This window comes from Apibacter mensalis (genome assembly GCF_001418685.1).
Lineage (GTDB): Bacteria > Bacteroidota > Bacteroidia > Flavobacteriales > Weeksellaceae > Apibacter > Apibacter mensalis.
This window is the reverse complement of sequence record NZ_LIVM01000011.1, coordinates 1-20,439: the sequence shown is the minus strand read 5'-3', so window position 1 is coordinate 20,439 and position 20,439 is coordinate 1. Positions and strand designations below refer to the sequence as shown.

17 protein-coding genes are annotated in these 20,439 nt (G+C 27.8%); 14 read left to right on the top strand and 3 right to left on the bottom strand.

The window, feature by feature from the left end:
• The first annotated feature begins 27 nt into the window (after positions 1-27).
• The 6 genes from ASC36_RS08190 to rimO all read left to right on the top strand — a co-directional run bounded on the left by ASC36_RS08190 (position 28) and on the right by rimO (position 7,886).
• Positions 28-606 carry a Maf family nucleotide pyrophosphatase gene (locus ASC36_RS08190; protein ID WP_055426013.1) on the top strand — a complete coding sequence of 193 codons (579 nt, stop codon included), beginning with the start codon at positions 28-30 and terminating at the stop codon, positions 604-606.
• A 112-nt stretch (positions 607-718) separates the two neighbouring features.
• Complete coding sequence (locus ASC36_RS08185; RefSeq protein ID WP_141656237.1) at positions 719-2,581, top strand: hypothetical protein; 1,863 nt, start codon at positions 719-721, stop codon at positions 2,579-2,581.
• A gap of 74 nt (positions 2,582-2,655) precedes the next feature.
• Positions 2,656-3,993, top strand: coding sequence for a peptidylprolyl isomerase (locus ASC36_RS08180; protein WP_055426011.1), 1,338 nt, complete (start codon positions 2,656-2,658; stop codon positions 3,991-3,993).
• 278 nt (positions 3,994-4,271) lie between these two features.
• The gene (locus ASC36_RS08175) at positions 4,272-5,435 is read left to right on the top strand and encodes a THUMP domain-containing class I SAM-dependent RNA methyltransferase (RefSeq protein WP_055426010.1); all 1,164 of its coding nucleotides are present in this window, start codon (positions 4,272-4,274) and stop codon (positions 5,433-5,435) included.
• 102 nt (positions 5,436-5,537) lie between these two features.
• Positions 5,538-6,500, top strand: coding sequence for a hypothetical protein (locus tag ASC36_RS08170; protein WP_055426009.1), 963 nt, complete (start codon positions 5,538-5,540; stop codon positions 6,498-6,500).
• Between the two features lie 81 nt (positions 6,501-6,581).
• Positions 6,582-7,886: a 30S ribosomal protein S12 methylthiotransferase RimO gene (gene rimO / locus ASC36_RS08165; protein WP_055426008.1), complete on the top strand. Its 1,305-nt coding sequence runs from the start codon at positions 6,582-6,584 to the stop codon at positions 7,884-7,886.
• 455 nt (positions 7,887-8,341) lie between these two features.
• Here the strand turns inward: rimO and ASC36_RS11140 are convergent, their stop codons facing one another.
• Positions 8,342-8,818 carry a septal ring lytic transglycosylase RlpA family protein gene (locus ASC36_RS11140; RefSeq protein ID WP_221400574.1) on the bottom strand — a complete coding sequence of 159 codons (477 nt, stop codon included), beginning with the start codon at positions 8,816-8,818 and terminating at the stop codon, positions 8,342-8,344.
• A gap of 283 nt (positions 8,819-9,101) precedes the next feature.
• On the opposite strand from ASC36_RS11140, the gene ASC36_RS08155 reads away from it, so the two are divergent.
• Both ASC36_RS08155 and alaS read left to right on the top strand, forming a co-directional pair.
• Positions 9,102-9,602, top strand: coding sequence for a hypothetical protein (locus ASC36_RS08155; RefSeq protein ID WP_055426007.1), 501 nt, complete (start codon positions 9,102-9,104; stop codon positions 9,600-9,602).
• 58 nt (positions 9,603-9,660) lie between these two features.
• Entirely contained in the window at positions 9,661-12,270 is a 2,610-nt protein-coding gene (gene alaS / locus ASC36_RS08150; protein WP_055426006.1) for an alanine--tRNA ligase, read from the top strand.
• A gap of 159 nt (positions 12,271-12,429) precedes the next feature.
• Here the strand turns inward: alaS and ASC36_RS08145 are convergent, their stop codons facing one another.
• Positions 12,430-13,335 (bottom strand): TIGR01777 family oxidoreductase, encoded by a 906-nt coding sequence (locus ASC36_RS08145; protein WP_055426005.1) that lies wholly within the window; start codon positions 13,333-13,335, stop codon positions 12,430-12,432.
• A gap of 239 nt (positions 13,336-13,574) precedes the next feature.
• Here ASC36_RS08145 and ASC36_RS08140 point away from each other — a divergent pair, with 239 nt between their 5' ends.
• Positions 13,575-14,117, top strand: a complete 543-nt coding sequence (locus ASC36_RS08140; protein ID WP_055426004.1) for an RNA polymerase sigma factor — start codon at positions 13,575-13,577, stop codon at positions 14,115-14,117.
• Positions 14,118-14,134: 17 nt separating this feature from the next.
• Positions 14,135-14,746 carry a hypothetical protein gene (locus ASC36_RS08135; protein ID WP_055426003.1) on the top strand — a complete coding sequence of 204 codons (612 nt, stop codon included), beginning with the start codon at positions 14,135-14,137 and terminating at the stop codon, positions 14,744-14,746.
• A 35-nt stretch (positions 14,747-14,781) separates the two neighbouring features.
• Here the strand turns inward: ASC36_RS08135 and ASC36_RS08130 are convergent, their stop codons facing one another.
• A complete protein-coding gene (locus ASC36_RS08130) occupies positions 14,782-15,480 on the bottom strand; it encodes an ABC transporter ATP-binding protein (protein ID WP_055426002.1) in 699 nt (232 codons plus the stop codon).
• A gap of 91 nt (positions 15,481-15,571) precedes the next feature.
• Between ASC36_RS08130 and ASC36_RS08125 the strand changes: the two genes are divergently transcribed.
• The 4 genes from ASC36_RS08125 (at position 15,572) to prfA (ending at position 19,895) form a co-directional block, all read left to right on the top strand.
• Positions 15,572-16,405, top strand: coding sequence for a prephenate dehydratase (locus ASC36_RS08125; protein WP_055426001.1), 834 nt, complete (start codon positions 15,572-15,574; stop codon positions 16,403-16,405).
• A complete protein-coding gene (locus ASC36_RS08120; protein WP_055426000.1) occupies positions 16,402-16,860 on the top strand; it encodes a CvpA family protein in 459 nt (152 codons plus the stop codon). Before ASC36_RS08125 ends, ASC36_RS08120 begins: the two co-directional genes overlap by 4 nt.
• Positions 16,857-18,707 carry a DUF3413 domain-containing protein gene (locus ASC36_RS08115; protein WP_055425999.1) on the top strand — a complete coding sequence of 617 codons (1,851 nt, stop codon included), beginning with the start codon at positions 16,857-16,859 and terminating at the stop codon, positions 18,705-18,707. The genes ASC36_RS08120 and ASC36_RS08115 overlap by 4 nt, the downstream gene beginning before the upstream one ends.
• A 108-nt stretch (positions 18,708-18,815) precedes the next feature.
• A complete protein-coding gene (prfA, locus tag ASC36_RS08110) occupies positions 18,816-19,895 on the top strand; it encodes a peptide chain release factor 1 (RefSeq protein WP_055425998.1) in 1,080 nt (359 codons plus the stop codon).
• Positions 19,896-20,439: the final 544 nt, after the last annotated feature.

The window sequence follows — 20,439 nt, the reverse complement described above, 5'->3', positions numbered from 1 at the left end:
TTTAACTTTAAACTTATTGAATTATATATGAACACATTTAAAATTATTTTAGCATCCCAATCTCCAAGAAGGCAAGAGCTTTTAAAAAGCTTAAACTATGAATTTAAGACTTTACATTTAAACATAGATGAATCTTATTCCCCTTTATTAAAAGAAAATCAAATTACAGAATATTTAGTAGAACAAAAATCGAAACACTATGGAAAAGTGGAAGATCATACAGTTGTTATAACCGCTGATACGATTGTTTGGATGAATGAACATGCTTTGGAAAAACCTAAAAATTCAGAACAAGCAAAAAAAATGCTTCAGGATTTATCGGGAAATTCGCACAAAGTTTATACTTCTGTGGGATTTACTACTAAAAATGATTTTAAAGTTTTTACTGATTGTACAGAAGTCCACTTTTTAGAAATGAATGATAATGAAATTGAATTTTACGTTAATAATTACAAACCTTTAGACAAATCGGGTTCATATGGAATTCAAGATTGGATTGGGTTGGCTAAAATCAATAAAATAAATGGATCATTTTTTACTATAATGGGTTTACCTACACATATTGTTTACGAATATCTTCAAAATCTAACATTTAAGTTTATGTAATAAAACCAACAATATAATATAAGTAAATTTTACAATATATCTACATTTTTTAAAAATTATTTTAAGAGTCCTGATTCTTTATATATTTTTGTATATAATAAAATAATTAATAGTGAAAAAATTCATAATTATCTGTTTTTATTTTTTTACAAGTATTGTATTCTCTCAGTCGGTTTTGATGTCCATTAATGATGAAGTTATCTACACAAGTAATTTTAAAAACAATTATAAAAAAAGTTTAGAGCTGCTTGGAACAAATAAGACCATAGACAATTATATAGATTTTAACCTTCTAAAACAATACGCACTTAAAAACAATATCGAAAATTCAATTGAATTTCAAAAAGAATTAGCTCATAAAGCTAGTTTATTAAAAGATAGTTTATTTTATCCGTCTGATATATTAGAACCTATATTACAAGATTATTATAAAAAGATTAATATTGAAAAAAAATTTCAACTTCTTGTTTTCAAAAATGATTATTTTACAAACAAAAAAGAAAAATATAAAAATAAATTTATAAAATCTATAATAAATGACATCGGAAACGATCCGTCGCGTTTTGAAGAAGTAGTTTCGAAGTATTCTTTAATATCTAATTTTAAAAATCCTTCTTATCTAAATATATTTTCATTAAATAAAAATTTGGTAGATGCAATATATAAAGCTCCGCTTAACAAGATAACTTCTTATGTTGATAGTTACTATAATACTTATCTTATACTAGTTTCAAATGAAAGAAAATATTTAGGTGAAGTTACATTAGATCAAATATATATTCCCGATACTACTCAATCGGGAAAAATTGAGATCGATAAAATATATAATGAACTTAAACAAGGAGAAAGCTTTTCTACAATTAAAGAAAAAGTTTATCAAAATTTCAATGTTACAAGAAAAAAAAATATTCTTAATAATGAGGAGGTATATAATTATGTTCTCAACCAAATAAAATCTGAACCTAATAATCTGGATTATTCACAACCGATTAAATTAGAAGATGGTTATACTATTTGTGAATATTACTTTAGAGAAAGCTATGAAACCTATTCTGTTGCCAGAAAAAAAATATACAATAGATTAATTAAATCCGTTGAAATTGAACAATTAAACGATATATTAATTTCTAGATTAAAAAATAATTCATTTTATAAAAAAAATATAAATAATCTGAATGATTTTATTTCTTCATTACCTACCTCTTATAATCAACTACTTAATCTTAAATTTTCTAATAATGAGATACTCGTTACTATTGGAGATACCTATATGTTAACAGAAAACGAAATGTTAAATGAACTAAAAACAAAATTAAATGTTGAAAATTATTATTTAAAAAATAGAATAATTTATGATTATATCCATAAATGGGAAAGAGAGAATATATTAGAGTATTATAATACACATTTTTTTGAACTTGATGTCGCTAAAGAAAAATTTGAAAATTTAAAAGATCAACTTCTCATTAAATATGCACTTAATTTGATTGCCTACCAAGCTCAAAATGATATATCCGGTCAGGAAAAATTTTTACATGATAAAGCTGATAAATTTACGTGGAAAGAAAGAATTGCAGGCACTTTTTACTACTGTCTTAATTCAGAAATAGAAAACAAAGTTCTCAAATGGTTAAAAAATAATAAAACTACTGAATTTATTAAAAATCAGTTTAAAGATAAACGTGAAGATTTAATTATTGTTGAAGGTAAAATGACTCGAGAATCGCTTAATCTTCCTATCAATGAAAAGCTGACCCAAGGTTTGTATGTCGTAGACAGTAAAAATAGAAGATTGATAATTAATATTACTAATATTATTAATAATGATCCCATGACTTTAGATGATCTTCAAAAATATTATTTAAATGAATTCATTGATTATAAAACAACACAAATAATTAAATCATTGAAAGAGCAAGCAGCTATTACTATTGATTCAAATCAAGTAAAAAGATTAAAAGATATTTATAATTGATAACGTTAAAAACTTATACAAACACGTATTACTAAATAAAAGAATTTTAAATTTGCAGAATATAAAAACTTAAAATGAATAGATTATTTTTAGTAGTAACCTTTTTTGTATCTACATCCATTTTTGCTCAGGAAACAAAATTAGATGGGATAGTAGCTGTTGTGGGAAATGAAATAATTACAGAAACAGATGTTAAAGAAGGCGAAAATTATGCTCGATCTGAAGGCCAAACCGTTACCGATAGATGTAGCTTTATAGAAAACATGATGAAAGAAAAAATTATTTTATATAAAGCTAAACATGATACACTAATTACTGTTAATAAAGATGAGGTTGCCAGAGAGGCTGAGTCACGAATTGAAGGATATAGAAATTACTTTGGTTCTGACGTAAATATTCTAACCAATTTCAAGTTTAAAACTATGGGAGAGTTGAGAAGTCTACTGGAAACTATGATTAAAAATCAAATGTATACTCAAAGGAAAATGGCAGAATTAACCAAAAACGTAGATGTTTCTCCCGAGTATTTAAAAGAATTTTACCGAGCTCATGAATCTGAATTTCCTACCTTAAATGAAGAAATCGAATATGGACAAATTTACATGTATCCTAAATTAACAGAGAGTCATAAGGAAGAATTGATAAATCAATTAAAATCAATAAAAAAACAAATTGAAGAAGGAGCAAGTTTTGCTGATATGGCTAAAATGTACTCTCAGGATCCCGGTTCTGCAGCCAATGGTGGTCAAATTTTAAATGTTAGAAGAGAGCAAATGGTGAAAGAATTTGATGCAGTTGCTTTTGGCTTGGAAGAGGGGCAAATATCTGAACCATTTGAAACTGAGTATGGTTTTCATATTGTTTATCTTGAAAAAAAGAAAGGTCAAGCTATAGATTTAAGACATATTTTATTAATGTCTATCCCTAATCAAGAAGAAATAAAGGCAGCCATAAAGAAACTAGAAGATATAAGAGAAGATATTAAAGCGGAAAAAATCACATTTAATCAAGCTGCTTTGAAATATTCAGATGACAAATATACTAAATACAATGGCGGTTTATTGTCAAATTCTCAAACCGGAGATAATAGATTTGAAAAAATAAAATTACCTACAAAAGTTCTATATAACCTTTCAGGGCTTGGAAAAGGTGACTTATCTGAAGTTTTTGAAGATAAAGAAAATAATAGAACTGTTGTTAAATTATTGAAAATTACAGATGTAATTCCGACTCACAAAATGAATTTGGTAATTGATTATAATAGAATTAAAGGTTTTGCACAGAAAACTAAGGAAAATGAAGTAATTGAAAAATGGGTGGAAGCACAAATTCCTTCAACATTTATAACTGTTCAAAATGAGTATAAAAAATGCAATTTTTCCATAGATTGGTTACAAATTAAAAATAGATAAAAATTAAATTATTTTTTGAGCAAAGCCTGGCAATACCGGGCTTTTCTTTTTTTGTTTTTGTTAAAACTTTAATTCCCTAACTTGAAAGATTCTATTTTATAATTTATTTGTTACCTATTTTATTTAAAATCAATCAATAATTATTTTCTAAAAAAAGTAATCTTATATTTGAAAGATATTTTAAGAATCAATATGATTTTAATAAAAGTGTTTTTAAATAAAATTTACATGTTACCATATTAACACATTTAACTTCATTTTAATTGTAATAATAAATAATGTTTGCTAATAAAGATTCCTTTACAATGCAAGCCAAAACCTTTTATGGTTTAGAAGATGTGCTTGTACAAGAACTAAAGCAATTAGGAGCCTCCCAAATTGTTAAAAAAAACAGAGCTGTTGAATACCTAGGAGATTTAGGTTTTTTATACAAAACGAATTACTCACTAAGAACTGCCTTGAAAATACTGGTACCCATATATCATTTTAAAGCCAAAAATGAAAATACTTTTGAAAGAGAAATAAACAAAATTCCATGGGAAAATTATTTTTTTAATTCACAATCATTTGCAATTGATTCAACGATATATTCTGATTATTTTAAACATTCTCAATACATCATGTTGAAAATGAAAGATGGAATAGTGGATCGCTTCAGAAAAAAATTTGGTAAAAGACCTGATATTGAAAGGTATAATCCGGATATTAAATTCCATTTACACATAAGTAATCAAGAGGTTACCATATCGTTAGACAGTAGTGGAGACCCTCTCTTTAAAAGAGGATATCGTAAATCTCATTTTGAAGCACCCATAAACGAAGTTTTAGCTGCAGGATTATTAAATTTAGCGGGATGGGACGGAAAAGGTAATTTTCTTGATCCTATGTGCGGTTCCGGTACTTTATTAATTGAAGCCGCTATGATAGCTTTACAAATTCCCCCACAACTACACCGGAATAAATTTGGTTTTATGAATTGGAAAAATTTTGATTTGGAATTATTTAATAAGATTAAAGATACTAGAATAAATAAAATAACAGATTTTTCAGGTAAAATAATTGGATATGATATTTTAGATAAAGCCATAACTTCTGCAAAAATAAATATTGAAGCAGCAGATCTATCAGAATTTATTGAGCTAAAAAAACAGAATTTTTTTACTTCTCAAAAAGACCTGTTTCCCTTATTAATAGTTTTTAATCCGCCTTACGATGAAAGAATACCAATTAATACAGATAATTTCTATAAACAAATCGGAGATACTTTAAAAAATAATTATAAAAATACGTTATCTTGGTTCATCACCTCTGACATCGAAGCCTATAAAAAAATTGGTCTACGACCATCAAGAAAAATTAAAATTTATAATGGAAAATTAGAATGTCGTTTTTTTCAATACGAAATTTATGAAGGAAGTAAGAAAAATAAGATAATAAGTTAAAAATTAGTAAAATTTAGCAATTTTAATACGATAATTTAAAGTATACGGTTAAATTTGCTCTATTTTTATAACTTAATAACGGTTTTTTTATATTTTTAAATTATGAAAGTCGCCTTAATATCTTTAGATTATTACGGATATGATAAATATATTATTTCTGCAATGAAAGAATTAGATATAGAAGCTATCCATATTGATATTTATGCTAACAGATATCGTTATCCAAATTTATGGGTACGTTTAAAAAATCTAATTAATAAATCATTTTTTAATTATAATATTAAAACCTCTCATCTAGATAAATTAATTAAAGATACTTTATCTAATTATTCCAAATTGGATAAGATTGTTATTATACATGCTGAATGGCTTTCTCCTGAAACTTTAAATTTTTGTCAATTTAAGAGCAATGAAATGATTGCTTATCATTATGATGGCATTCAACGCATGCCATCTATTATTAACACTTTTAAATATTTTGATAAAATTTACAGCTATGATAAAGAAGATGCTAAAAAATACAATCTAAATTTTATAACTAATTATATATACGAACAAGTAAAGGATATAAATTTTCATGAGGAAAGAAAAGCTTTTAATATTTCTTCTTTAGATAACAGAACACCCATTTTAGAAAAAATAGCTAAAATATTAGAAAAAAAAAATTATCCTTACGAATTTATGGTAGTAAATCGTAGACAATTTAATTTTTATACTCGGAAAATCAAAACCAAGATTAAATATTTAAATAGAATGGTTTCAAGAGAACAGGTTCTTGATAAAATCAAAAGGTCTAATCTTATGGTTGATATACAGAGACCTGAACAGACAGGGTTAACTTTTCGAGTCTTTGAAGCCTTAGGACTTAATAAAAAGTTAATCACTACCAATAAAGATATTATTAATTACGATTTTTATAATCCCAATAACATCCTAATCATCGATCCGGAAAACATTGAAATCCCAGATAAATTTTTACATACAAAGTATGAGATGGTTCCTGATCATATATTAAGTAATTATCATGTTAAAACATGGGTTAAGAAGATATTAGAATTAAATTAATCTAAATATTATTAGATTTTAGTCAATAATTTACATTTTATAAAAATATAAATAACTTTGCCTTATTAAAAATAACAGCGAATGCGAACAAAATCTGTGGGAAAAAAAAAAATTAACATTATAACTTTAGGCTGTTCTAAAAATATTTACGATTCTGAAATCCTTATAAATCAACTAAAGGCTAATAATAAGGAAGTTGTTCATGAACAAAAAGGAGATATTGTTGTAATCAATACATGCGGATTTATAGATAATGCTAAAGAAGAAAGCATCCATACTATTTTAGAATGTGTAAAACAAAAAGAAAAAGGAATTATAGAAAAAATTTTTGTTACCGGATGTCTTTCTGAAAGATATAAGCCTGATTTAGAAAAAGAAATTCCTAATGTAGACCAATATTTTGGAACTCGAGAATTGCCTTTATTATTAAAAGCTCTAGGTGCAGATTATAAACATGAGCTGGTAGGTGAAAAGCTGATTACCACTCCCAGGCATTATGCCTATTTAAAAATCTCCGAAGGTTGTGATAGACCTTGCAGTTTTTGTGCTATTCCTTTAATAAGAGGTAAGCATATTTCAACCCCTATTGAAGATCTGGTAAAAGAAGCTCAATCATTGGCACGAGGAGGAACAAAAGAATTAATTTTAATTGCCCAGGATGTAACTTATTATGGCTTGGATTTATATAAAAAAAGGGCGCTCGCAGATTTATTAAAAGAGCTAATTAAAGTTGAAGGTATTGAATGGATTCGTTTACATTATGCCTTTCCCACCGGATTTCCTATGGATGTATTGGAGCTGATGAAAAATGAGCCTAAGATTTGCAATTATATTGATATCCCTCTCCAACATATCTGTAGTGATATACTAAAGTCTATGAAAAGAGGAACTAATAAAGAAAAAACCAATAAATTACTAACTGAATTCCGATCCAAAGTTCCTGACATGGCAATTAGAACAACATTAATTGTTGGTTATCCCGGAGAGACTCAAGAACATTTCGAAGAATTAAAAAATTGGATAATTGAGCAAAGGTTCGACCGTTTAGGTTGCTTTTCTTATTCCCACGAGGAAAATACAGCCGCTTTTTCATTAGAAGATTCTTTATCTGAGAAAGAAAAAATGAATCGTGTGAATGAAATCATGGAAATTCAATCACAAATTTCTTGGGAATTAAATCAAGAAAAAATAGGTAAGACATTTACATGTATTATTGATAGAAAAGAAGGTGATTATTATGTTGCTAGAACAGAATATGATTCTCCGGATGTTGACAATGAAGTTTTAATATCAGCTCAAAATGTATATTTATCGATAGGCAGCTTCGTATCAGTTAAAATTAATCGAGCCGAAGACTTTGACCTTTATGGCGAATTAGTAAATTAAATATTTTTATTTTAATATTTCACCTAATTTCGACGGATTGCTTCCATAGAAAGTTATTATTGTTAATTCTGCTAACATACCTCTGCAGCTCATTTACTTTAGCAAACAAGTAACATTAAGATTACAAGTTAAAAAGGAGTAAATGATGTAAGCTCAGCTCTCATATAAAATGCTAAAATTTATAGGTTGTAAAAGCAGCTAATGGTACTCATAAAAAGGAAAAAGATTAATTTATTGATTTCATAACTTTTAACCAACAGCTATAAAAATGCATTTATTTATTAATTATATTGAATCATAACTCGTTGATCTGTAATGTAATACTCTTTAATTCTTAATCAATCATTTTATTACCATGTTCCGGTCTAAATACATGATCAATAAAAAAAACTTCGGTTTCAATAACCGAAGTTTACTAACTAATTATAATTAAGTTAAATATTTAATGGTCACTATTACAATATTTCATAATTAACATTTATAACCCCTGTAGTTAAGCTTGTTAACTCCGCAAAAGCTGCCTTGCTTAAATCAAATTCTCTTTTGGGAACAAATGGTCCTCGATCTGTAATACGTACAATAACTTCCTTACCATTTTTGGGATTTATAATTTTTACTTTTGTTCCGAATGGCAAAGTTTTATGTGCAGCAGTAAAATCGTTCATATTATATCTTTCTCCACTGGAAGTCAATCTACCATGAAATTTTCCTCCATACCAAGAAACACGACCTGAAAGAGTTGATTTTTCATTATTATCATTATCTTCCTTAAATACGTTACTTGTCAAACTGTCATTTTGGTTATTTATTTTAATAGTGTCACCAGGTACATTAGTTAGGGAAGGAGCTTTTACTAATTCTTCATTATTGAAAATAGTAAATGATAAAGACACTAATAAAATAATCATCAATGCTAATGTTACTTTCTTCATATTTTAGTTTTATTCATTGGTGTTGCAAAAGTACAATCTCAATATATAAATATATTATTCGATACGCTTAATACACCGGATGTGAACTATGTCAAACTCCTAAAGTCATTTTAAACAAAGGGTTTAGATAAGGTAGTTAAAAAAATGTTAAATTATATTGTTTTTGTTAATTTTTTTCACTTTTAACCATAAAATAAGTTTACTATATTAAAAACAAATGTTATATTGATAAATAAATATAAATTAATAATATTATTTTTGACAACTTAAAATTAAATTTATAATGAAAAAAATTGTTGCTTATTTTCTTTTCAGCTTGATTCTACTATCATGTAATTCTATTGAAAAAAAGAAAAATGTAAAAACTGTAGAGGAATTTTATAAAATATATGCTCAAAGAAATGATGCAAAACGACTTATGAACTTTTATTCAGACTTTAGGCCTAAATGGGTAGATGCGGTTTCTCAATCATTAATAGAAGGTAAAAATAATATACAGGATATGTATGAGAGTAGTTGGAATGATAAAAATTTTAAAAAACATCAAAACTATCCCGAAAGCATAACTATTAAAGAAATCGTATCCAATGACAGTATTGTCGCAGTCAGTGGGCAATATAATCCTTATTACTATAATGATAAATTAGTACCTGAAATGAAATTTACTTCTTGGCTCTATTTTGACAGAGATGGCAAGATAAAAAAACAAATCGAATGGATGCAATACACCATGAATGACCTAAAGGATATTATAAATTTTAAACAAAACGCAGAAATAAATTAATTTGTAATATAAAATTTTAAAATTCTTATTTTTGTAGCTCCAAAAACCAAGTAGTAAAATGACTTCTAAAGAAATACGAAAAACTTTTCTTGATTTTTTTCAATCTAAACAACACGTTATAGTTCCGTCAGCTCCGATTGTTTTAAAAGATGATCCTACTCTCATGTTTTCCAATTCCGGAATGACTCAATTTAAGGACTATTTTCTAGGATATAAAGAACCTAAAAATAAACGTACGGCTGATACACAAAAATGTTTACGGGTTTCAGGAAAACATAACGATCTGGATGATGTAGGTAAAGATACATATCACCATACCATGTTTGAAATGCTTGGAAACTGGAGCTTTGGAGATTATTTTAAAAAAGAAGCAATTGAATGGGCTTGGGAATTATTAACTGAAGTATTTCATATATCTAAGGACCGATTATACGTAACCATATTTGAAGGAGATGCAGAAGAAAGCTTAGAAAAAGATGTAGAAGCATACAACTTTTGGAAAGAGCATATAGCAGAAGATCGAATACTTCTAGGTAATAAAAAAGATAATTTTTGGGAAATGGGCGAAACAGGACCTTGTGGGCCTTGTTCTGAAATTCATGTTGACATCCGTTCGGATGAAGATAGAAAAAAAATCGATGGAAAAGATTTAGTAAATAATGACCATCCTCAAGTCATCGAAGTTTGGAATTTGGTTTTTATGGAATTTCTTCGTAAAGCAGACGGAAGATTGGAAAAATTACCTAAAAAAAATGTAGATACAGGAATGGGTTTCGAAAGACTTTGTATGGTATTACAAGGAAAAATTTCAAATTATGATACAGATGTATTTACTCCGATAATAAAAAAAATAGAAGAAATATCCGGGCTTAATTATGGTGAGACTACCCATGTGGATATAGCTATTCGTGTGTTAGCCGATCACATAAGAGCCATTACATTTTCCATAGCCGATGGTCAATTACCTTCCAATTCCGGTGCAGGATATGTAATTCGAAGAATTTTGAGAAGAGCAATTGGGTATGCATACAGAGTGTTGCATATAAAAGAACCTATTTTATATAAGTTAGTTTCGATCTTAAATACTCAAATGGGAGAGTTTTTTCCCGAGATTTCTAAGCAAGAAAGCCTGATATCTGAAATCATAAAAGAAGAGGAAATCAGTTTTTTGAGAACTTTGGATCAAGGATTAGTAAAATTGGCTCATTTTATGGAAAATAATCCCGGATTAAAAATTATACCCGGTAATGTTATTTTTGAATTATACGATACTTATGGATTCCCTTCGGATTTATCCCGAATAATTGCAGAAGATCATGGAAAATCTATTGATGAAAATGGTTTTAATGAAGAAATGAGCAAACAAAAAGCTCGTTCAAAATCTGCTACAACTTTTAAAAATTATGACTGGGTAATCTTAGAAGAGGATGATGTGGAAGAATTTGTAGGTTATGATTTTCTCGAAACTACTGTAAAAATAACAAGATATCGTAAAATTGAAAATAAAGAAGGAGAATTTTATCAATTAGTGTTTCAAATCACTCCATTTTATGCAGAGAGCGGGGGACAAGTAGGAGATATAGGATATATTGAAAATTTGAATGAAAAAATTGAAATTTTAAATACAAAAAAGGAAAATAATTTAATTATTCATACGGTAAAAGAGCTCCCAAAATACCCTGAATTTCCTTTTAATGCTATAGTAGAGAGCAAAAGGAGAGAGGCAATAACCAAAAACCATTCAGCAACCCATCTTTTACATGAGGCATTGAGGGAAGTATTAGGTAAACATGTGGAACAAAAAGGATCTTATGTAGGACCGGATTATTTACGCTTTGATTTTTCTCATTTCAGTAAAATGAGTGCTGAGGAGATACAAAAAGTAGAAATGAAGGTCAATACCAAAATATATGAAAGGCTAGAATTAGAAGAAAATAGAGCTGTTCCATTTAAAAAAGCTATTGATATGGGAGCTATGGCTTTATTTGGAGAAAAATATGGAGATTTGGTACGTGTTATCAAATTTGGAAATTCAGTAGAATTATGTGGAGGAACCCATGTAAAAAATACCCATGAAATTATATTTTTCAAAATTATGAGCGAATCATCCAGTTCAGCAGGAGTAAGAAGAATTGAAGCTATAACAGGCGAAACCGGAATAAATTTTCTTAAAGATCAATTCAGTCAATATGATCGTATAAAAAGCTTTCTAAAACAACCGGATGATCCTATTAAATCCATTGAAAAAATATATTTAGAGAATGACCAACTTAAAAAGCAAATTGAACAACTCAATAAAGAAAAATCAAATCATGAAAAAATACTCTGGAAAAATTCAATAACTCAAATTAATGAAATAAATTATATTGGATTAATAACCGATTTAGGTATTGCTTCAGTAAAAGATTTAATTTTTCAATTAAAGAAAGAAATTTCTAATTTGTTTATTATCATAGGTACGCAAACGGATCAAAGACCTACTCTTTCAATAGGAATATCTGAAGATTTATTAAAATCTAAAAACTTACATGCCGGAACTATCATAAAGGAATTATCCAAAGAAATAAAAGGAGGGGGTGGTGGCCAACCGTCTTTCGCTACTGCAGGTGGAAGTGATCCATCAGGATTGGAAAATGCTATTAAAAAGTCTTTAGACTATTTACAATAAAAAAATAATTAAAATAATTGTTTGTGCTCATTTATAATATAATTGAGCACTAATTATTTTATCAATGAACGTTATTTTTTCACCTATAGCTATTTATAAAAGTTTAAAAAAATTACTTATATATATTTATCATACTAACACCAACCCTAAAATTAAAAATTATAACAAAGAATCTAAAGCATTACTTAAATCCGAATAACGGAAAGTAAATCCGGTAGCACAAATTTTTTCCGATGATATCCTACTGCCCTCCAATAATAAGGAAGAAACTTCACCAAATAACATTCGCAATAAAAAACCGGGAATGTTGGGTAAAAATAAAGGCTTGTTTAACTTTCGGGCAATAGCAACAGTTAAATCTTTATTCGTTATATAGCAGGGAGCAACCCCATTGTAGGTACCTTGTAAACCTTCATTAACTATTGCATATTTATATAAAGAACATAAATCATAAATATGAATCCACGGAATATATTGTTTTCCTGAACCTAAACGAGCACCAACATAATAATTAACCATTTTTTTAATTTTATTTAAAACTCCTTTTTCATTTTTAGACAAAGATATTCCTGTCCTTATTTTAACAACTCTATCAGCAATGTTTTGATTCAAAAAGTCATCAGCAGCCAATTCCCATTGATAACATACCTCACTTAAAAAATCATTACCCTTAGAATCGGACTCCTTATATATTTTATCCGAAGTGATAGTACCGTAATACCCCGTAGCAGATCCACTGATAAAAGTTGAAATCTTTTGATCTCTATCCTTAAGATTTTTTAAGATAAGTCGAGCAGAATCAACACGGCTGGACATTATAACCTTTTTCCTTTCATCTGACCATCTTCCATCAGCAATACCTGCTCCGGCAAGATGTACAATATGTTTGACACCTTCTAAAGCAGATGGATCCATAATTTGCTTTTCAATATTCCATTCATATTCATTCGGCTTAGTTTTTTTACGAGTTAAATAACGTAGTGAATAATTTTCTAAAAGCGATGATAATTGATTAGCTACGGCACCATGTGATCCGGTTATCAGTATAATTTCTTTTTCTTCCATTTTTTTACTATTTAATATTATTATTAAGATCAATACAAACTAATATCATATTATTTATCAGTAAATTATATCAAATAATAGACCGCTTCCTATTTTAAAAATCTAATTGAGATCAATAATCATAATTATTGTAAATAAAAAATTTTAACATATAATAATAAGATAAATACTATTTTTACTATAATGCATTGAAATTAAACTTTTCTAATTACCTATTGTCTTAGCAATAAGAAACAAAAATGGACGAAACACAACTTTTACTTCTTTTAGAAAAAGATATTAATAGCGGATTCAGACAATTAATAAAAATGTATAGCCAGACAATCTATTGGCATGTACGTAAAATAGTCTACAGTCATGCAGATGCTGATGATATTACTCAAAATGTATTTATAAAAGTATTTCAGAATCTACAAGGCTTTAAAAGAAATTCGAGCTTAAAAACCTGGATTTATAAAATAGCTACTCATGAATCATTAAACTTTATCAACAGTGCTGCTCAGAAAAAAAATATAAGAAATGAAGAATTAGTAATTCTACTGTCATCCCAACTAAAAGATGATAATTTTTTTGATGGAGATGAAATTCAATATAAATTGCAACAGGCCATAGCCAAATTACCTGAAAAACAACGAATTGTATTTAATATGAAATATTTTGATAATATAAAATATGAAGATATGTCGGAAATTTTAGAAACTTCTGTAGGTGCTTTAAAATCATCCTATTATCATGCTACTAAAAAAGTAGAACAATTTCTTTTAGCCAACATTGAAAAATAGCTTATTAAAAAATATGTATGTATAACGACAGTAAAAACCAATTAAATCCTTTTAAAACTCCGGATCCGTATTTTTCACATTTGGAAAAATGTATAGTTTCCAAGATAGTAATTAAAAATAATATAAAATATTCATGGAAAACCCCAAACAATTATTTTGAAAGCCTAGAAAAAAATATTTTAACTGAAACTGTAAAAAAGGTAAATCCTAAAAAACCAAAAATTTACACTTTATCTCCTAAAAAAATATATTGGCTATCGGCAGCAGCCTGTTTATTTTTTGCAATTCTATTAGGGGTGTGTAGTATTAATAATCTACACACTAACCATTCATTAGTGTTAACAGATATAGAAAATCAAAAAACTCTTTCCGATGATTTATACACACCTAATCCTTTGGATTCGTCAATGTCTTCGCTTGATTGGTCATCAAGTACAAATAAAATAAGTTGCGAAATAACCAAAATTTCAAATCAAAGAATACAAAAACCAACTGAACTTACTAAAGAAGAATTTCTTGAACAAGAGATAGTAACATCTCATGTAATCTACGATTTGTATTTAGCCAATGATGAAACTACCAATTTATATGATGAAGAAATTTCCAAGGATAACTACATTTTGTTTTAATCAATGTAAAAGATTTAATTTTTTATACTTTACCATTAATGATGTGTATATTCAAAAAAGGCTTCTTCCAAACTTGAATATTTACCTTTGAAATCTTCTATACTTCTATCTTGAATTATATTTCCTTTATCTAAAAGTATAACTCGAGAACATAAAGCCTCTACCTCTTGCATAATGTGAGTTGATAAAATTACTGTTTTCATTTTGCCTAAATCTTGAATTAATTGTCTGATTTCAATAATTTGATTCGGATCCAATCCATTAGTAGGCTCATCTAAAATTAAAATTTCCGGATCAAAAAGGATTGCCTGAGCTAGTCCCACACGTTGTTTATACCCTTTAGATAATTGACTAATTTTCTTACTTTGTTCCTTTTGAAGACCTACTTTTTCAATAATGTTAGAAATTTTACCTTTTGGAGTATGATGGATATCTGATACATAGTTTAAATACTCCTTAACATACATATCCATATATAAAGGGTTATTTTCAGGGAGATAACCTATTAAAGATTTGGTTTTAAAAGGAAATTTCTGATTATCCATACCATTGATCCATATTTTTCCCTTTTCAAAAGATAACGAACCTGTAATTGACCGCATCATGGTCGTTTTACCTGCTCCATTAGGTCCCAACAATCCGACAATTTCTCCTTTTTCTATTTCTAAAGAGATATTATTTAAAGCAATTTGTCTCTTATATTGTTTATATAAATTTTGTATTTTTACAGACATTTTCTCAATTAAAATAAAGCTGTTATATTTAAAATTTATGTAAATATAATTAATAAAGTAAAAAATATTGAGTGTTTATTACCATTAATTTATGAAGTCAGTATCAATACAAGGGATTAGAGGGTCTTTTCATCATGAAGCCGTAAACCGATTTTTTCATGATCAAAAAATGGAAATAATTGATAGCCCGACATTTAAAACAGTAGTAATGGATGTAATTAATGGGAAAGCAAATTATGGGATGATGGCTATTGAAAACTCAATTGCCGGAGCTATTTTACCCAACTACAGCTTGATAACTAAATACGGGTTGCACATAATTGGCGAAGTTGTTTTACCAATTAAACATCATTTATTAGCTTTACCTGGAGAGACTTTAGATTCAATTAATGAGGTTCGAACTCATCCTATGGCACTATTACAATGTGAAAATTTTCTTGAAAAGTATCCTTCTTGGAAATTATTGTCAAAAGATGATACAGCTACCTGTGCTTACCATATCCATATTAAAAAAATGAAAGGTGTTGCTACTATAGGTTCCAAACTGGCAGCTCAAATGTATCAATTACACATTTTAGCAGAAAATATCCACGATGTTTCAGATAATTACACCCGTTTTTATTTATTATCTGCAACACCGGAAAAAATAGAAAATTTTACTAAAGCTTCTTTATACTTTACAACTGATCATACTATGGGAAGCTTGGCAAAAGTTTTAAATATTCTTGCCAAATACAAAATGAATATCACTAAAATACAATCCGTGCCCTTAACAGGTTCTATTTTCCAATATTCTTTTCATGCTGATATTAATACACCGGGTGGAGATGATACTAATTACCGCATGGCTTTGAATGAGATCAAAAACACCACCGGTTTTTTACATATTTTAGGTGAATATAAAGAAGATAAAATTAAAAAATGATATATGAGTATATTTTATTAGGAGGTACTATAATGGGTGCTATTGTAGGATATATTAAAGGCTTTCTTAAACAAATTTCTTCCATAGCAGGACTAACGGTCGGATACTTTTTTTCTTCTCTCTTTTTACCTCAATTGCATGAATTATTGCTTAGAAATAGAATTATATCTAAAGAAACATCTGTATGGGTTAGCTTTTTCTGTATTTTCTTAATACTATTTATTAGCATCCTATTTCTATCTCGATTTATAGAAAGAATTTTAAAAAAATTAGGATTGGGTTTTACCAACCAATTTGCGGGTATGGTATTGGGAGCGTTAAAATATTTCTTAATTATTATGATATTATATTGTTTATTTTATTTTTTAAATATTATAACAGAAGAAAATTGTTCAATAAATTTATTAAATTTTGTATCTTTATTCAAAGCTGTAATATTTAAGTATGTACAATGAAAATTAATTTTTTAGGTAAACAATTATATTTAGCAAATCTATTTAATTTCATATTATTAATTTTCTTAGGATTTAAATATCTGAAATATACTGAGAATTTATCCGGTTTTATTTCTTATTTTTTTATATTTTCTTCATTAGTTTCACATTTTTATTTACTTAATTGTATTCCGCTTTTAATAAGTCTTTTATTCTTATACTTGATTAAATCAACAACTATATCTAAAATTGTATTGGGCTTACTATCCATTTTTATTATACTATATCTTCAAATAGATGTCCTTGTGTTTAGCCAATTTAGATATCATTTATCACCTATAGTTTTTAAGTTGATATTTGGAAAAAGAGCAACGGATATTTTTCATTTTTCAACAATTAATATTCTAATTTCAATATTTTATATACTTGGACTGATAATCCTTGAAACAATAATACTTTATATTTCGTTTCAATTATCCCAAAAATTACCTGATTTGAAAATTAAGCCAGTTTTAAAAATTATAGTGTTTTTACTTGTATGTACACACTTTTTATACGCTTGGGCAGATGCTAATAGGTATAGACCTATTGCACAAATGAAAAATATATATCCTGTCTTTTATCCGTTAACCTCTGAATCACTTTTACGTAAATTTAATTTAATTGATAAAAGTGAAATAGAAAATAATACATTACTCAGCCACACCTATTCTAAATCATTGATAAACTATCCTTTAAAACCAATCATATCTGAAAATAGTCAAAAAAAGAACATTATTTTTATAATTATAGATTCCTGGAGATTCAATTGCATGACAGAGGATATTACCCCTCATATCTATCAGTTATCCAAAAGATCTCAGGTTTTTCAAAATCATAAAAGCGGTTCTAATATGACCACAGGAGGTATTTTTTCATTATTTTATGCAATACCTGCCACCTATTACGATAATTTTACAGGATTACAAATATCTCCCGTTTTTATCAATGAGATTCAAAAACAAGAGTACAAATTATCCATTTTATCCAGCTCCACACTAGAAAATCCTCCCTTTAATAAAAATGTTTTTTCAGGAATTCAGAATTTACGATTGGAATCTAATGGAAAGTCTCCTTCAGAAAGAGATAGAGATATCTGCAACGAATGGATGAAATTTATTAATAACTATGATCCTACAGAGAATCATCCTTTTTTTTGCTTTCTATTTTTTGATTCTGCCCATGGATTTGATTATCCCTCTGATTTTCCTATAAAATTTAAACCAAATTTAGATGAAATAAATTATCTTGCTTTAAGTGATGATTACAATCCAGTACCTTTTTTAAACAGATATAAAAATTCATTAAACTATACAGATAGTCTTATCGGAAACATAATCAATAAATTAGAAGATAAAAAGCTTTTAGATTCTTCTATCGTTATAATTACTGGCGATCATGGTCAAGAATTTAACGATAATAAAAAAGGCTATTGGCAACATGGGGGAAATTTTTCAGAATATCAGATAGGTACCCCCCTCATTGTATTTGATAAATCCAGAACCCCTAAAACGTATACCCATTTAACTTTACATTATGATATAATTCCTACTCTCATGAATTCGGTTTTGGGAGTGAAGAATAAATTTAGCGAATACAGTGTTGGTCAAAATTTATATGATTGTACCAATAGAAAATGGTTTATATGTGGATACAATCAAAAATATGCAATTATTGAAAATAATATGATTATTAACATATACCCATCGGGTATGTACGATATAGTAGATAAAAAGTTAAATCATATAGATGAAAGTGTAATGGATTTTACTATTGTAAATGAAGCCATTAAAGAAAATACCCGTTTTTACAATATTTATAAAAAATAATTAAATCAAAATTCTATCATATAAATAGTTGTTATTAATTTCAAAATGGATCATGAATCCAAAAATTCATCCTAAAAATTGTACATTTGTAGACATTAAAAATAGTATATGTCAGATTTATTATCCAAATTAGAAGCTATAAAGCAGAGATTTGATGAAGTTTCCGATTTAATTATACAACCGGATATCATTTCCGATCAAAAAAGATATGCACAATTAAATAAAGAATATAAAGATTTAGGAAAACTTGTAGAAGTATATCACCATTACAAGACACTCTTAAATACCATTACAGATGCCGATGAGATTATGAAAGAAGGAGCGGATGCAGAGATGGTAGAATTAGCGAGAGAAGAAAAAAACGAAGCATTAGGAAAAATCCCGGAAATGGAAGAAAGCATCAAATATATGTTGATTCCTAAAGACCCGGAAGATGATAAAAATATTACCGTAGAATTAAGAGCAGGAACAGGAGGTGATGAATCTGCTATTTTTGTAGAAGATGTTTTCCGAATGTATTCTATGTACTGGAGACAAAAAGGCTGGAATTTTGAAGTGGCAGATGCAACAGAAGGAAGTGTAAAAGGATATAAGGAAATGATTATTAATGTAAGTGGAGAAGGAGTCTATGGTATTATGAAATTTGAATCAGGAGTACATCGAGTACAAAGAGTTCCCGAAACAGAATCACAAGGAAGAGTACACACCTCTGCAATCACAGTAGCCGTTTTACCTGAAGCAGAAGAAGTGGATGTAGAAATTAATCCTGCTGATTTAGAGTTTCAGACAGCAAGATCCAGCGGAGCAGGGGGGCAAAATGTAAATAAAGTTGAAACTAAGGTCCAACTTACCCATAAACCTACCGGAATTATGATTCAGTGTCAGGTAGCACGTTCACAACATGCCAATAGAGAAATGGCATTACAGATGCTTCGTAATAAATTGTATGATATGAAATTACAGGAACATCTCGATAAAATTTCCGCACATAGGAAAACGATGGTTTCAACTGGGGACCGTTCTGCTAAAATTCGAACTTATAATTATCCTCAGGGTCGTGTAACCGATCATAGAATAAATAAATCTATTTATAATCTAGATAATTTTATGAATGGTGATATAGAAGAAATGATTGAAGCAGTCAAAATTGCAGAAAATGCAGAAAAATTGAAAGGTCAGGAGAACTGATTATAAATTCTAAATATATTTATAGGGTCAGTCTAAAAGAAACTAATGGAGATAATGATTATGATGAAAATTATTTCATAAGCGACCAATTCACAAAAAGAGAAAGTAAATTACTTAGAGATTTTTTGAAAGTATTTGATTTTATAAAGAATATAATTTAGTTACAAATTACTCTGTTATTATAAATAATATCAGTATATTTCTTACCTCATGCAAAATACCCATTACATAAGATATAGTGTATAAATTTATCGTATTTAATTATACTAAAATCAGTCAATCTACTGAGAATTTATATCATTTAATTTTGAAAATGTATCAATTTTAATATATATACATTAAAATCTATATCCACCGACCTTATATACCATTTATTATAACACGTTAGACCGTATATTATTTTTTCAACCAATTATAATCGGAAAAATGAATTGTACAATTTTTAAAAATGAATTGTACATAAAAACACACAAAAAAGCCTAAATATTAAAGGCTATTTTTAATAATGTTTTCGATGTTTTTTTCATTTTAATTTTATATTTTT

Bases quoted from the DNA above. Each gene is read 5' to 3' on its own strand.
- ASC36_RS08190 (WP_055426013.1), top strand. From the start codon at position 28: ATGAACACATTTAAAATTATTTTAGCATCCCAATCTCCAAGAAGGCAA.
- ASC36_RS08180 (WP_055426011.1), top strand. From the start codon at position 2,656: ATGAATAGATTATTTTTAGTAGTAACCTTTTTTGTATCTACATCCATT.
- ASC36_RS08175 (WP_055426010.1), top strand. From the start codon at position 4,272: ATGTTTGCTAATAAAGATTCCTTTACAATGCAAGCCAAAACCTTTTAT.
- ASC36_RS08170 (WP_055426009.1), top strand. From the start codon at position 5,538: ATGAAAGTCGCCTTAATATCTTTAGATTATTACGGATATGATAAATAT.
- rimO (WP_055426008.1), top strand. From the start codon at position 6,582: ATGCGAACAAAATCTGTGGGAAAAAAAAAAATTAACATTATAACTTTA.
- ASC36_RS11140 (WP_221400574.1), bottom strand. From the start codon at position 8,818: ATGAAGAAAGTAACATTAGCATTGATGATTATTTTATTAGTGTCTTTA.
- ASC36_RS08155 (WP_055426007.1), top strand. From the start codon at position 9,102: ATGAAAAAAATTGTTGCTTATTTTCTTTTCAGCTTGATTCTACTATCA.
- alaS (WP_055426006.1), top strand. From the start codon at position 9,661: ATGACTTCTAAAGAAATACGAAAAACTTTTCTTGATTTTTTTCAATCT.
- ASC36_RS08145 (WP_055426005.1), bottom strand. From the start codon at position 13,335: ATGGAAGAAAAAGAAATTATACTGATAACCGGATCACATGGTGCCGTA.
- ASC36_RS08140 (WP_055426004.1), top strand. From the start codon at position 13,575: ATGGACGAAACACAACTTTTACTTCTTTTAGAAAAAGATATTAATAGC.
- ASC36_RS08135 (WP_055426003.1), top strand. From the start codon at position 14,135: ATGTATAACGACAGTAAAAACCAATTAAATCCTTTTAAAACTCCGGAT.
- ASC36_RS08130 (WP_055426002.1), bottom strand. From the start codon at position 15,480: ATGTCTGTAAAAATACAAAATTTATATAAACAATATAAGAGACAAATT.
- ASC36_RS08125 (WP_055426001.1), top strand. From the start codon at position 15,572: ATGAAGTCAGTATCAATACAAGGGATTAGAGGGTCTTTTCATCATGAA.
- ASC36_RS08120 (WP_055426000.1), top strand. From the start codon at position 16,402: ATGATATATGAGTATATTTTATTAGGAGGTACTATAATGGGTGCTATT.
- ASC36_RS08115 (WP_055425999.1), top strand. From the start codon at position 16,857: ATGAAAATTAATTTTTTAGGTAAACAATTATATTTAGCAAATCTATTT.
- prfA (WP_055425998.1), top strand. From the start codon at position 18,816: ATGTCAGATTTATTATCCAAATTAGAAGCTATAAAGCAGAGATTTGAT.